The following is a 13,871-nucleotide window of genomic DNA, read 5'->3' as shown; positions in this document are numbered from 1 at the left end:
CTCCTTACTTCCCTTCGCCGTTTTTCTCAGCCGCCGCGCCATAGACGCGCTCTTCTGGCTGGAAGCGAGTTACATTCACGTCTTCATATTCCAGACGAGGCTTGGCATCACCGTTATAGAAGGTGACGGAGTGTTTCAGGAAGTTGACATCATCACGGGCTTCGAAGCCATCAATACGCTGGTGCGCACCACGGGACTCCTTACGTTCAACACCACCAATGGCCATACACTCAGCAACCATCAGGGAGCTTTGCAGTTCAAAGGCCTGCAGCAGCTCAGTATTGAAGACCTTGCTCTTGTCTTCCACCTTGACGTTTTTGAAGCGTTCACGCAGTTCGGAGATTTTGTCCAGACCGGCCTGCATCTCTTCACCCACCCGGTAAATACCGAAGCTGTCTTCCATGGTTTTCACCATTTCATGACGCAAGTGAGACGCTTTTTCAGTGCCGTTGGCGTTACGCAGGCTTTCGATAGCCGCCAGGTGCGCTTTGGCCTGCTCCAGCAGTTTGCTCTCGTCAGACATTACATTCTGGCTGGCAAAATCGGCCGCGCTTTCACCGGCAACCTTACCGAAGACCACAGTTTCTGCCAGAGAGTTGGAACCGAGACGGTTAGCACCGTGCATACCGACGCTGGCACATTCACCGGCAGCGAACAGACCGGCCAGATCGGTGGCACAGTTGATGTCCGCTCTGACACCACCCATGGTGTAATGAACCGCAGGACGAACCGGAATTGGCTGATGAACCGGATCAACCCCCAGGTAGTTTTTCGCCAGGGAACAGATCAGTGGCAGACGCTCCATCAGCTTCTGTTCGCCCAGGTGACGCAGGTCCAGATGCACCGCATCGCCCAGTGGCGTTTCAATGGTGCGCCCCTTGCGCTGCTCCTGCCAGAAGGCCTGGGACAGCTTGTCACGTGGTCCCAGTTCCATGTATTTGTTCTTTGGTTGACCAACCGGAGTCTCTGGCCCCAGACCATAATCCTGCAGGTAACGGTAACCATCCTTGTTCAACAGGATACCGCCTTCACCACGACAACCTTCCGTCATCAATACACCAGAACCTGGCAGACCGGTTGGGTGGTACTGAACAAACTCCATGTCACGCAGCGGTGCACCAGCACGCAGGGCCATGGCATGACCGTCACCGGTCACAATGGCACCGTTGGTGTTGAAACGGAAAATACGACCAGAGCCGCCTGTTGCCAGAACCACTGATTTCGCCAGGAATACTTTTGGTTCGCCAGTTTTCACTTCAATGGCAACAACGCCCTGAGCACGACCATCTTCCATGATCAGATCAGTGGCAAAATACTCATCGAAACGTTCAATGGATGGGTACTTGATGGACGTCTGGAACAACGTGTGAAGCATATGGAAGCCGGACTTGTCGGCAGCAAACCAGGTGCGCTCGATCTTCATACCACCAAAAGCGCGAACGTTTACGTTACCATCGTCCTTACGGTTCCATGGGCAGCCCCAGTGCTCCAGGCGAATCATCTCTTCGGTGGCGTGGGACACAAAGTAATCCACCACATCCTGATCGCAGAGCCAGTCGCCACCGGCAACCGTGTCAACAAAGTGGTTTTCCAGCGAGTCATGATCCTGAATGACACCGGCTGAACCGCCTTCTGCAGCCACCGTATGACTGCGCATGGGGTAGACTTTGGAAATCAATGCTACTTTGAGTTCAGGATTTTTTTCTGCAACGGCAATGGCAGCCCGAAGACCGGAACCCCCGGCACCGACAATGGCTACATCAGCCTTTATGACCTGCATACGCAAACCTCTACCACTGTTCACCACCATCTCCGGGAAGAGCCCCAAACAGAGACAGCCAGCAAACTGGCTAAATTGAATAATTTGAGAAGGGTTAAAAATCTAGCGCAGAGTTTATATAACCAAAAAAATTAAAGCCATTGACATAGAACAAGAATTAATCAGATTTTCGGAAAAAACATATTTTAGATATAGACAAACAGGATCATCCACTATACATGACGACTTAAATTTTAAGGTATGCAGATTTATTGTTTAATAAACCACAGGTTCGCTTTTAATTATCAATTTACGCAAAAAAACCTACAGCCTGGAAATGAATTGGGACAAGATGATAATACAGCCAAACACAAAACAGCTTGACATCAACATGGTTCCCCCTGGTGCCCGAAATGGGTTCTCGTAGGCCGGCTTTTTTCTTAATACATAGACCATTGTCGTAGGCAGAAGGATAGCCAGAATGGCCAGGGCAACCGCAGCATACCCCAGGGCTGCAACAAAACCATCCGGAAACATAATGGCAATAATAACCGATGGAATAAATGTCACCAGGGCGGTTTGCAGCCGATGGATACGGGTATCGGCCCTTTGTAATAAGTTGGCAAGATAATCAAACAACCCAAGGGAAACGCCCAATACTGATGTCAATAAAGCCAGATCGGAAAACAGGTACAGAATAGTGTGTACATTTTCATCACGGCTCAATGCTGAAATTAAATGGGCCGTTGCCCCGGATGACTGACTGATTCTCAGTAATAAGCTTTCTGGCAATACCCCCATCACCACCACCAGCCACAAGATATAAACCGTTAGCGGGATCAGGGTCGCTAACAGAAAAATCAGGGGAATATGCGTCAGCTGCTTCTTTTGATAAATGATAATGCTGGGAATGCCACCATGATAACCGAATGAAGTAAATATCACCGGCAATGCCGCCAGAACCGATAGAGACTCAACCCTCGCCGTATGTATCATACTCTCATAACGCACTGAAGGTGCCAGTGAAATCAGTGCAAGGATGAAAGTAATGATCATCAGGGTGAAAAAGATACGATTAACAAGATCCACTGCCCGGGTACTGTAATAAACAAACGCACCGGCAATCAGGGCAAAGAAAATCACACACAGTTGAGGGGAAGCTTCGGGAACCGCTAATTGAGCGTACTGCGCCAGTAATGCCCCTCCCCCGGAAAAGTAAGCGGACATCAATGCGTAAAAAAGCCCAAGAGGGGCAACAGCAGAGAGCACTTTACCTGTCCGCCCTAATGTTCTGCTGGCCATGGTATACAAATTACAGCCAGGTTTGATGGCAACATTGGCCTCAAAAGCATAAAGGGCAGAGATAACCGCAAAGAATGACGTCACCGCAAAAATAATCATCACTGGCATCAGGCCGGTACTGGCTGATACCAGTGGCAAAGCAAGCATGCCCGCACCGATTGCCGTTCCTGCCAAAATTAAAGCACTGCCAATTACGCTGGAACGACTGGGTTCAGACATTAGCGAGCACCTTCACTGAATATAAATTTCAGTGATAAAGATAGGGGAATTTAATAAAGATGCTCGCCTGATTATGTCCTGTTGGACAAAATGAACCCCTGGCAGATGTAAACACATATTATTCCAACTATTTATAACTGATCAGAGTACTTTGGCGATCTGGAGAACCCTTTCTATTCAGCCTTGTCATCCAGATCAGCTTCACGGCTGCGTGCTGCCAATGACTGGAGACTGTCAAATCGCTTCTGTAATGCTCGCAGCTGAACATCAACACTGGCATCTACAACACCGATTTCACTCTCCATAATACAATCGCCGGATGAGAGCCGGGGATCTGCCACAAGGTCAATAAAACCAACGCCTTTATACTCAGCCAGGATGGTATTGAGGCGCGCCTGAACAGCACTGTATTGAGCGGATGGAACACGGATGGTTACATGCTTCTCATTCCTGACATGTTGCAAGGCATTCTTAACCAGGCTTATGGCCAACTCTTCCTGATCAAACTCACCGATGATCTTTTTAACACCGGAAAGCAGAATATTCGCAAGGGTATTTTCAATATCTGAAAGATAGTTGATCGTCCTGCTGACCACTTTCAACATATGATCGGTCTGTTCAGCCTTACTTTCGGCCAAACCTTCCTGATAGCCCCGCTTTTTTTCCTGTTCAAAGGCCAGGCGGGCTTCCTCAGCAATACCTGCAGCCTGCTGCCGGGCTGCCTTGATAATTTCCTGAGCCTCAAGATAAACAACATAGTCATCTGCCTTGAGCACTTTACAGGTTGGATCCAGCTCCAGCTGGACATTATTCAGGATAACAGGTGCCGCCACTGTCGATTCACCTCTTTATGTGTTTTTACCAGTAACTTCACACACTGGGCTTTACCCAGCCCACCCGCATTTGGTGAACTCAACGTCTTTTTCCAGCTGCTGGGCATTTTTAATATCAACCGTTGCCGGAAGGCTCCGGGCAAATCAGAAAATGCAGTGGCAATAACCTGCCGGCCATTCATTTCCAGAAATGCTTTAAATCGATCCAGATGTTGCCAGTCAATGAGCACACCGGGACCACTTTTTTCTGAAGCCCGGCTGATAAACTGTGCTTTTTTCACAGTAAAGCGGTAGGCTTCTTCTCCCAGGCATTTCTGCAGTGCCATACGCTCATCCCGACGGATAACTGACCGGATCGTTCCTTCGTTGAGAATCAGCCCGATGTATAAAGCCAACTGCTCAATTTCTTCGGCACTGGCAAATACTATCCTTTTATCCTGGCGATCAAAGTCATAATCAAACTGCTCTGCGATGCCGAATTTGCTCAACAAGTAATTTGATAGATTAAATTGTGCAGGCACACTGGTCTGAAGTGATTTCAGTAACTTGAAATGTTTATCCGATTTAAGCCAGCTCGCATGGACATAACGAACAGGGAAAAAGTTAAACTCAACCATGTGATTGAACAGGCTTTTTCCATTGTATTCCTGAAAAACATTGTTACTGTTCATTGGTCATTTCACTCTAACCCTATATGCTCAACTGAATAGCCTCTTGAACGGCACGCATCATCTCACAAATAACTATGAACTTGAGCAAATCACCCGTTAACGATCACCCTTTTTTTTCTTCTGCTTTTTCTTCTGTTCCATCATCCAGAAGAAGTAGCCACTGGCACCCAATGCCAATACCAGCAGGAGAATCAAAGCATAGACAACTGTTCGAATTACCCCTGCAGAACCAGGACTAACGTCAACAAATAGCACAGTCTCTGTTGATGGCCTGTCAAAATTGCCAGAATTCAGGCGGGTCGCCGGGAACAGTGAAACAGCGATCTTCTCCAGGGAAAGCCCCTCGATACTGTTTGCCACCAGGGTTTTTACCTTGGGAACCAAACCGGCCAGTTCCAGCTCAGGAGTGTACTTGATAAACACTGAAGCAGATGAAGGATAGTTGACATCCGTCAAGCTATCCTGCTCCTGAGGCAATACCACATGAACACGAGCGGTCACGACACCATCAATCATGGACAGTGTTGATGAAAGCTCCTGTGACATGGAATAGGTATATCTGGCCCGCTCTTCCGTCGGGGAAGAAATCAAACCATCTTTAGGAAAAATATCACCGATCGACGAGTATTTTTCTTTGGGAAAGCCAAGGCTGCTCAAAATCTTGATAGATCTTGCAACATCACCGCCTTCCACCATGATGGTGACAACTTTATCTTTATCCACCAGTTTCTCAGTGGGAATGGCATTATCAAGAAGGATGGCAAGCATCTCATTACCTTCTCGTTCATCAAGCCCGGAATAAAGCTCGACTTTACACCCCAGTAGTAAAAAACCGATGAGGCACAGCAGTGTAACTCTAAAGCTCTGGACAAACCCCTGTTTCATGACGAGCCAACCTTATGCACGTTAATATATTATTGCTATTTCTTTTAACGGCCAGTTGCAGAGAAAAATTACGATTTACAGAGTATAGTTTTAAAAGAGAGGGTCAATGATGACAGCTGAAGAAAAATTACCTTATTTTTCTTCAGCTTACAAAAAAATAATATTTACTGATTGCGTAACAGCGTATCAAACGTCTGAGTACTTTTACTGACAATTTTCCCGATATAGTCTTCAGTAATCATCAGATTGGTCATAGCCATCTGAGTTTTGAACATATCCTTCATCCCCATCGCTTCGCCAGGTGCCAGGTGCTGCTTGACCAGATCAGCCCTGCCTTCCACATGATCCCTGAGCCCCTGCATTCCCTGAAGCACCTTATCTCCCAGCGTCAGGGCCGGAGCATCAGGGTTAGCAGTCAATTCTATGGGTTTAACGTTCGCCGCCTGTGAGGCTCTATCTGGCGATTCGCCAACCAACTCCGCAAAGCGGCCTGCCGCCCCATCGTCTGGTTGATCCGGATTGGCAAAGCCTTCCTGCGATTTTTCCAGTGCTTTATCCGCCAGATCACCGGTCTTGATAATATTGTCCGCCATGATAGTAACCTCTATTCATTATTGATTGGTTGAGGTACTTAAAATCCTCTTACCTGTTTAAAAACAGATTCTTAATTTTTTTGTCTTATAATTTTAGCCCATCTGCCTTGTTCATCAGAAACTGCATAGCGCGCTCCACACTGGGGCGGTTAAAATCAGAATCATCCACAAACAAACAGATAACCAGTTGATTTTCCTGAAGGCCTACCTGTAACGGATAGGGAAAGCTCCTTTTGTAATGGCACTCTGCCAGTGCACTTTCCAGAATTGGCAGACTATTAAAGGGGTCTATCTCCCGGGCCAGATACATCAAAACACCCTCTTCCTTTTGCTCCATGTAAAAGGATCCAGCTCCTTCAATTTCAAAGCATGCAACGCCGGTATCGCCAAAATCGAACCCCCTGATGCCCATGGCCTCAGCAAATTCAGAGACTACGTTATTACGCCAATCCATCCGTCCTCCTTAACTTTTCACTTCACCCGCTGGTGGTTCATATCTTCCCGGATACATCTGTTTCACCAGAAATATCTCCGCCCGCATTGGCACCCTCAAATGTTGCTTCAACCGTCATTCCATCATCTGCATCCTGGTTTCCAGCTGCATCCAGGGTTGCCTCGACCAGCACATCCTTCGCAACACCCTCACCGTCAGGCTCATTCCAGGTTGATTCAACAGACAGGCTTTTCTCCTCCGCCCTGATACTGAATGTGTGAGAGTATTCCAGCTGGTCAAAGATATCAGTTCCCAACGGGCGTGTTTTCGGTTCACCCATAGGGTCAAAGGGATGGGTAAAGAACGACTTCAAACGAGCACTGAAGGGCCCTTCTTTAAAGCGGGGATGCAAGCTTTCTTTAAAGGATTTACCTGGTCTTTCCTTTATTTTCGAATCTAACTCAGCAATGGTCGATTTAAGGCTGGCAAGATCTTTATTTAACTGATCAAGATCAAAATCCGGACCACGATCTTCTTTTAATACTTCCATTGCCGTGCGAACCAGATCATTCACACTTTTATCAGGGTGAGTTTTTAACCACGCGTTCAGTGCATCGGTATCTGGCGGAATAAGCCGCAACTCATCCCCCTCGCCTGCGGGTGTAATAGCCACTTTAAGATCCTTGGCAAAGGCTTTACCTCGTTGTTTGGCGACCGCTTGCAACGCATCAATAATATCTACATCACTATTCCCCTCTGCATGTTGCAATGCAGTTAATGAGCTGTCATAAACAAAGTTGGTATCCTTGCGTTGATGCAAGCTCCGGGCCTTATCCAGTAACTCATCCTGTTTCTGTATAAGCTCTTGATCGGATAGCCCATCAAAGCTGCCCTTTGCCGTAACTTCGGATGCCCCATTAGCGCCGCCTTTGGCAGTCACCTCAGGAGAGGTGCCTGTTGCCGGATCAGCGGTGGCTTTAGTTGCTGTCGTTGATGTTTCACCCTTTGCCACAGGCTGCGTCTCTTCAGTCCCCTGACCAAGATTGGGAATACCGGGGGATGCCATAAAATCTGGAACCGGACTCTTTTCTTGTACCCCTTTGAAGTCACGGCCCAAATCATCAATGATGCTACTTGAGACAGGGTTTGCTCCCAGAAAATTATTTAATGTGTCTTCCGAGACTTCGGTTTCTCCGCCTTTACCATAGTTTTCATCTGCCTTCAGGGCACCTTCTTCTTCCAAAGCCAGTGAGTCCTGTTCATCCTGGATAGCCGCCACCAGACTGTCTTTAACTTGTTCATTAGCAAAAATTTCTTCCGGAATCTCACGAATCAGGGTCGCAGTTTTATTGATGAAAACCGTTTTAACCTGAACAGTCTGTTCACCCAGCCCCATTTGATCCATCAACGAGGTAAAGTCACTCCCCACCACAAACTGTTTATCCAGCAGGTCCAGAACCCCGGTCATATATTGCTGACCATTAAATTGCTCAATATTAATCGGAGGCCTGCTCATCACCCCTTGTGTTTCCATACAGCTATCATGGATACCCACCAGCCTTTTCAGGGCCGTCATATCGTTAATCACTGAGCGCAGGTGAGTGTCTTCTGTGGTGGACGTCATGGAATTCAACTCGCCACTCAAAAACCTGAGTCTTCTATCTACTGAATTCTCAAAACCGGCAGCCACCTGATTATTATCCGGATCGGTATCCAGCTGGATATTAGTCAGATCTTTAAACGCTGCGGCGAGGGATTTATGATCCTTGACATGACCATATACCTGCGTACGAATTTCATCCGGCGTTTTATCAGGATGGTAGTCCTCAGCCAGTTTACCGGCAGCGTTTGAGATTTCCCTGCCAATCTCAATATACTGAGGATGCTCGTTTTCAAGCGCCTCAATGGCTTTAAAAATTTCATCTTTGGGCAGGGCGTCAGGATCAGCTTTAAACTCAACAGCGATCTCATAGAGCGCAAGATACTGGTGGTAAGGGTCCTTGAACTCCTCTTTGGCTCCTTTAAGGTAGTCTTCTTGCTGATAATCCTGTTTTGATTGTTCAGGAAAACGTTTTTTGAAATCCCTTGTTTCAGGAACTTCCTCGACATTCTTGATTTTTTTAATTAATTCAAGCTGTCGCTCACTGTCCGATTTACTTTTGGTTGTTTTAGTTTCATCTTTTGTCTTGAAATTAGCTCTCGCAAAAGTGAGCTCTTCCGCAGCCTCGGCACTTTTGGCAAGCAACGATGGTGTATTGGAGACTCGTACATCCTGCCCGGTTGACAATTTCCCTGCCTTGCCAGCTGCACTCTCGGCAGCTGCCCCAGGCGCCTGCAACTGCTGCGTCACAGCTGAGGCTTGTATTCCTCCAAGTGGATTACCCATGTTTTCCCTCTCTACAAGAAAAAGCCAACCCGCAGGGTTGGCTACATCTTATAAACCACGTCCTTTGATTACCTTGTCATCAAGATCAAATGATTAAACTTTGATCAGGCTCTCGTTGTCGATTTGAGTGTTTCAAACCATGAGCGGATGATCTCATCCATCTTGCTGATCACCGTTTTCACCATATCCTGATGGAGGTTCATAAACTCAGTATCAGACTGTGTAGCATGCTCAGCCATTCTCTGGTTTGCCTCGTGTAATTTGCCTTGCGCCTGATGCATGCCTGCCTTATAGTCTGTACCAGCCTTGACCGCATCACCGCTCGCACCGATCATCTGGGAAAGACCATTCCCAAGCGCTACCTGCCGTTGCATATTCCCCTGGTCCAGTCCACCGGCTTTGACAGACATACCGACCTGGACACCACCAGAAACAATCTTGGTACCAGCACTGACCCAGCCACCAATGGCGGTCATCAGGGCAGCATTCTTCATTTCTTCCGCCTGATTCAGAATCTCATTTTTTGCTGACTGTTGCTCAATGGAACGGGACTCCCTGGCGGAGGCACGTTGGTTTGCACTCATTTTGAACAGCAGCTCCATCACGGCAAAGATATCCACCATCTGCTCAAGTATTTTCATATCCGCGAAGGATTGGCCAGCAGCAAGCAGGTTCATTCCCTTGCTGCTGTTCATTAGAAATTGTGAAAGCCCTTGGGGAGCATTGCGCATCAGGGCAGACTGGTTCTTTAATGAAGCTGGGTTGCTGGCTTGAACAATGACCTCTATTTCCTGCTCACTGAAGCCCATTTTGGCCAAAAGCTGCTTTTGCTCTGGACTACCGAGCTGACCATGTTTGCCTGCCAGTAATGCCGACAGCCCCTTGGCCACGTCGGCACCAAAGCCCAGCGCCTGCAGAACGGCTTTAGCATCAGAACCTGCTGAGCGCATCATATCCAGACGGCTGCCGTCAGTATCCGGAGGCGCAAGAGATATCATCGTTTTGATCTGGCTGTCAGTGAAGCCCAGGGACCTCAGGATTGCCGTTTTCTGATCCAGACCTTTTGCCCCTCCATGCTGGTTGGCCAGAAATGTCTGGATATCTTTAGAGGTTGACAGCTTTTCCAGGTTATCCAGCTGAGTCTTCTGAAAGCCACCCATACCGGCCAGCACTTCCCGCTTTCCTGCAGAGGTTTCCACACCTTTGCCGGAGAGCAACTGCATGTGCGAAGCGGCACCATCGAGAAACGCCGCCTGCGATTTCAGCTTGGCGCTTTCTCCATTGGTCACCGTGCCATTCTGGATATTAGTGAACAGCTGTTTGGTTGACCCCATGGCCTCATCGGTTGACTTGGACAAAGTAGCCAGTGTTTTACTGGCATTGGTCATTTGATTCGGTGACAGATCATCGGGTGAGGCCAGTGACGGCTTTGCCTGTTGACCTGCTTTATTAAGATCATTCAAAACCTCGGATTTAGCATGTTTGGTTGAGGCAAGGCGGACGCTCTCCTGCTGAAAGTCAATATCGCCTTTCTTGATTGCCGCTTTCTTTGCTTCAGATGCCGCAGGTTTATCAAGGAGCATCTGCATATTGGCACTATGTGCCGCCCGGTCTGCACCAGAAATCCCCTCAGCCATAAGTTACCTCCATGTATTACTTATCAAGGTAAAAGAACGTTAATTCATTATCCTTTAAGGGAGCCATTGAGCTTGGTCATCGTTTCGTGGTTGTCTTTCATCATGCCGGTCATGACTTGCCACACCTGCTGCATATCCTCAATAACCTTACGGATATCCTCAGTCATGTTATCGATAATGTGCTGATTGGCCAGCATCCAGGCATACAGCTCTTTCGCCTCGGCTCTTAACATATCAGCCTCATAATTCATGGTGACACTGTGAGCGCTGGCCGAACCATCAGCAATCATGGCCCCCCCACCGGTAGCCCTGCCAATCTGGGTAAAGCGAGAGGCCATCGCAGCCAACTTGGCTGTCTTGGCTGTCGCCGTTGCCGCCGTGGTTGCCGAGGCGGTAACTGTCGCTGCACTGGATGCACCACCAGCCGCCGCAGCGGTACCCTGGGCTGTCGCATTGGCCGCTGTAGACGCAGCACTGGCACTTGATCCGGCAACCGCGCCACCAATACTCAATGCAATGATAACAGCCGACCAAAACACCATCGCGCCAATCTCTGCCTTGTCTTCATCCGATCCAAATGCCTCGAACATTGCGGCAACGCCCTTATTCATCCAGTCACCGGTTTCAGAGGAAACAGTCATCAGCGTGGTCAGGGCCAGACAGGCAGTCATCAGCGCCATGGCTGCGGGCGAACCAACTCCTGTAGCAAACATAACAACCATAACAATCGCCAGGATAGCGACAGCGATATAACCGAATATTTTACTGATCACTCCTGACTCTTTGGCTTCTTTCGCTTTTTCAATAGAATCGGCGATCTTTGCCAGCCGTTTTTCTGAAATCTGCTGTCGCTGTTGCTCATTAATTTTGATATTTTCCTGGTTGAATACCAGACGGCTATCCTGCAACTTGGTCTGAATTTGCATCAGCATTTGCGTTGCAGCATCTACATCAAGAACTTTTTTTGAATCCAGGAATGTTGCATTAAGGGCCTTCAGTTCAGCCTGCAATCCCTTATGAAGATCAGCAGGCCCACCCTCAAGGTTGGCAACCTTATTGAAAGTGTCGGCAAAAAGGTCACTCAGCTGCCCCAGGGAGTCATCACCGGCCAGTTTGCCACCCACTCGGGCGGAGAATGAATGCATAGCCTTCAGAGAATTATCCGGATCACTCGGATCTGCCAGTTTCAGCATTCCATCAACCAGGTCTTTACTGTATCCCATGGACAACAGGTGATCCCTGTTGCTCTGCATAGAGCTGATATGGCCAGCCAGTGGATCTGGCCGCCCCCCCGGCCCCTCGGTAAAGGATTCCAGATCACCGGTGAGCAGAGCCATATAATCCGAACCACCTTGTTCAACAGCTGCCTCAGCAGCCAGGCCAAGCTTTACGGCTTCAGGGTCCATTTTGCCAAGCTTCTGGATTTCTAAAAAAACAGAGAGTTCCTTGAGAACTTTTTCAGAAGGAAAATCCGAGCCTTTTGCAGGAACATCCAGGCTATGCAGCGGCTTAATGGGAGGGGCAAGGTTCTCTTGTACCTCTTTGGTCGATACCGTGTTGTGCTCCGGGTAGCCACGACTGATACTTTCGTTTTGCTCAAGCTGTTCGGTCTGTTGCTGCGGGAGTGAAGGGTCTATACCCGCCTGACCCGGTATCTGGCCCGCCGAATGAGTTCCCTGTTGGATATTCTGCATTCTGATACTCCCTGGCCTATTTCAGATTTTCCAGCATATTTTTGGCACGCTCCAGATCCCTGGCATACTCCGGGCTATCGCCGGCCCAATCAATGGAGGTCTCATAGGAAATCTGGGCATTTTCCCTGTCACCTTTCGCCAGATGGCAATCACCGATATACATCATTGGGCGGGGATCATCAGAATCCAGAAGGGTGGCAAATGAGAAGATCTCAATTGCGCTGTCATATTGTTTCTGCATTTGTTGACATGCACCCAATCCAAGGAAATATTTACGATTGAAATGGTCATAAAAACACAAGAATTGAAAAACTTTTGTTGCTTCTTCGTACTTCCCTCCCTGATAAAGGTTATAGGCAACTGAGTATATTGCTTCCATGGCATCATCACTCATGTTTTTCAAATCTTTGAAGGTCCCACCCTCACCGAAGAAATTAAGAAGCTTATCTTCAAGTTCTGCACCTTCATAATTCAGATCTTCATTATTCACGTGTGACTCCTCCATGAGTTAACGCATATTTTGAATAATAGTACTTATGGACTGAAAGTACTTGTTGATAAAATTAGAGAGCATTTCAAATGTCTGGTTGTATTTATTAATAGTCTGTTGAAGCTTGGTGGTTTCCAATTGTGATTGACTGGTCAATGATTCAATTTTTGATTTCAAATGCTCAATATTGGCTTCCCACTCGGCAGAGTTATGAGTATCATCATTACCGCTTCGGTCGGTCTGAGCACCCATCTGCTTCCAGAAATCAACCATATCCTGTGTCATCGTAGAAGTGCCTGACGTTCCTGCCGCCGCCTTTTTTTCCTTGGCTTTTGCCAGATACGCATTGGCTTCTTCCAGTAAATCATTTTTCTGGTTGATGGATTCTATCTGTTCTTCCAGCTGTGTCTGGAGAATATCTGCCCGGGCAGTCAGCACGCCCATAATCAGGGCATCCAGGCTGGGTTTGGTGAAATCCACTGGTTCGCCCAACAAGTACGCATTAATTTGTGACGCTCCGGGACCTATGTAATTATCGCCATTCCAGTTCGCCGGATTACTGACCTCCTGAACCAGTGCAACAGGTGCCTGTAGATAGACCAGCTGCTTTGCCGCTTCATTAAGCTGCCCCGTATATTTAAGAGAATTCAGTGTCTGCTTATTCACCGAATAGAAGTGGGTGGGGGTCAGCGAGTTACCCTGATCATCCGGGTCAGCCATGGATAACAGGGCCTGAATCTGGGCATCGCTATATCCTGCAGCCCGGAGTGAAGTAATCCTGTCATCATTCAAGGTGATGATTTTGGGTTGATTTGATCCGGATTTACTGCCGGAGGGATCCGCGCTGCTAATAATGGGGGTACTCATTAGTGACTCCCTGTCATTTTGAATATCCGTTAAGTTGCTTCTTTAACTCTAGGTTATGAAACAACGTTCTTGCCAATTACACCTTTGTCAATTTCTTTTTAT

Annotated in this window: 12 protein-coding genes; all 12 read right to left on the bottom strand. The window is 47.8% G+C overall.

What is annotated here, in order from left to right:
- Nucleotides 1-4: 4 nt before the first annotated feature.
- Entirely contained in the window at nt 5-1,804 is a 1,800-nt protein-coding gene (frdA, locus tag KDK13_RS10965; RefSeq protein WP_373692233.1) for a fumarate reductase (quinol) flavoprotein subunit, read from the bottom strand.
- A gap of 279 nt (nt 1,805-2,083) precedes the next feature.
- Nucleotides 2,084-3,280, bottom strand: coding sequence for an aromatic amino acid transport family protein (locus tag KDK13_RS10960; protein WP_257285011.1), 1,197 nt, complete (start codon nt 3,278-3,280; stop codon nt 2,084-2,086).
- 173 nt (nt 3,281-3,453) lie between these two features.
- A complete protein-coding gene (locus tag KDK13_RS10955) occupies nt 3,454-4,113 on the bottom strand; it encodes an HrpE/YscL family type III secretion apparatus protein (protein WP_257285010.1) in 660 nt (219 codons plus the stop codon).
- The gene (locus KDK13_RS10950) at nt 4,092-4,784 is read right to left on the bottom strand and encodes a Yop proteins translocation protein K (protein WP_257285009.1); all 693 of its coding nucleotides are present in this window, start codon (nt 4,782-4,784) and stop codon (nt 4,092-4,094) included. The genes KDK13_RS10955 and KDK13_RS10950 overlap by 22 nt, the downstream gene beginning before the upstream one ends.
- A gap of 96 nt (nt 4,785-4,880) precedes the next feature.
- The gene (gene sctJ / locus KDK13_RS10945; RefSeq protein ID WP_257285008.1) at nt 4,881-5,669 is read right to left on the bottom strand and encodes a type III secretion system inner membrane ring lipoprotein SctJ; all 789 of its coding nucleotides are present in this window, start codon (nt 5,667-5,669) and stop codon (nt 4,881-4,883) included.
- A 164-nt stretch (nt 5,670-5,833) separates the two neighbouring features.
- Entirely contained in the window at nt 5,834-6,262 is a 429-nt protein-coding gene (locus KDK13_RS10940; protein WP_257285007.1) for an EscI/YscI/HrpB family type III secretion system inner rod protein, read from the bottom strand.
- Between the two features lie 85 nt (nt 6,263-6,347).
- Nucleotides 6,348-6,716 carry a hypothetical protein gene (locus KDK13_RS10935; protein ID WP_257285006.1) on the bottom strand — a complete coding sequence of 123 codons (369 nt, stop codon included), beginning with the start codon at nt 6,714-6,716 and terminating at the stop codon, nt 6,348-6,350.
- A 37-nt stretch (nt 6,717-6,753) separates the two neighbouring features.
- Complete coding sequence (locus KDK13_RS10930) at nt 6,754-9,081, bottom strand: TyeA family type III secretion system gatekeeper subunit (protein WP_257285005.1); 2,328 nt, start codon at nt 9,079-9,081, stop codon at nt 6,754-6,756.
- 104 nt (nt 9,082-9,185) lie between these two features.
- Entirely contained in the window at nt 9,186-10,718 is a 1,533-nt protein-coding gene (locus KDK13_RS10925) for a hypothetical protein (RefSeq protein ID WP_257285004.1), read from the bottom strand.
- A 47-nt stretch (nt 10,719-10,765) separates the two neighbouring features.
- The gene (gene sctE / locus KDK13_RS10920) at nt 10,766-12,412 is read right to left on the bottom strand and encodes a type III secretion system translocon subunit SctE (RefSeq protein WP_257285002.1); all 1,647 of its coding nucleotides are present in this window, start codon (nt 12,410-12,412) and stop codon (nt 10,766-10,768) included.
- Between the two features lie 16 nt (nt 12,413-12,428).
- Nucleotides 12,429-12,902: a SycD/LcrH family type III secretion system chaperone gene (locus KDK13_RS10915; RefSeq protein WP_257285001.1), complete on the bottom strand. Its 474-nt coding sequence runs from the start codon at nt 12,900-12,902 to the stop codon at nt 12,429-12,431.
- 18 nt (nt 12,903-12,920) lie between these two features.
- Entirely contained in the window at nt 12,921-13,769 is an 849-nt protein-coding gene (locus KDK13_RS10910) for a hypothetical protein (RefSeq protein WP_257285000.1), read from the bottom strand.
- Between the last annotated feature and the right edge of the window lie 102 nt (nt 13,770-13,871).

It is taken from the genome of Endozoicomonas sp. SESOKO1 (genome assembly GCF_024606265.1).
Taxonomy (GTDB): domain Bacteria; phylum Pseudomonadota; class Gammaproteobacteria; order Pseudomonadales; family Endozoicomonadaceae; genus Endozoicomonas.
This window is presented reverse-complemented; position numbering and strand designations above follow the sequence as displayed.

Excerpts from the sequence above, each read along its gene's own strand:
- KDK13_RS10950 (WP_257285009.1), bottom strand. The coding sequence starts at position 4,784 with ATGAACAGTAACAATGTTTTTCAGGAATACAATGGAAAAAGCCTGTTC.
- KDK13_RS10910 (WP_257285000.1), bottom strand. The coding sequence starts at position 13,769 with ATGAGTACCCCCATTATTAGCAGCGCGGATCCCTCCGGCAGTAAATCC.
- KDK13_RS10935 (WP_257285006.1), bottom strand. The coding sequence starts at position 6,716 with ATGGATTGGCGTAATAACGTAGTCTCTGAATTTGCTGAGGCCATGGGC.
- KDK13_RS10960 (WP_257285011.1), bottom strand. The coding sequence starts at position 3,280 with ATGTCTGAACCCAGTCGTTCCAGCGTAATTGGCAGTGCTTTAATTTTG.
- KDK13_RS10940 (WP_257285007.1), bottom strand. The coding sequence starts at position 6,262 with ATGGCGGACAATATTATCAAGACCGGTGATCTGGCGGATAAAGCACTG.
- KDK13_RS10925 (WP_257285004.1), bottom strand. The coding sequence starts at position 10,718 with ATGGCTGAGGGGATTTCTGGTGCAGACCGGGCGGCACATAGTGCCAAT.
- sctJ (WP_257285008.1), bottom strand. The coding sequence starts at position 5,669 with ATGAAACAGGGGTTTGTCCAGAGCTTTAGAGTTACACTGCTGTGCCTC.
- sctE (WP_257285002.1), bottom strand. The coding sequence starts at position 12,412 with ATGCAGAATATCCAACAGGGAACTCATTCGGCGGGCCAGATACCGGGT.
- KDK13_RS10930 (WP_257285005.1), bottom strand. The coding sequence starts at position 9,081 with ATGGGTAATCCACTTGGAGGAATACAAGCCTCAGCTGTGACGCAGCAG.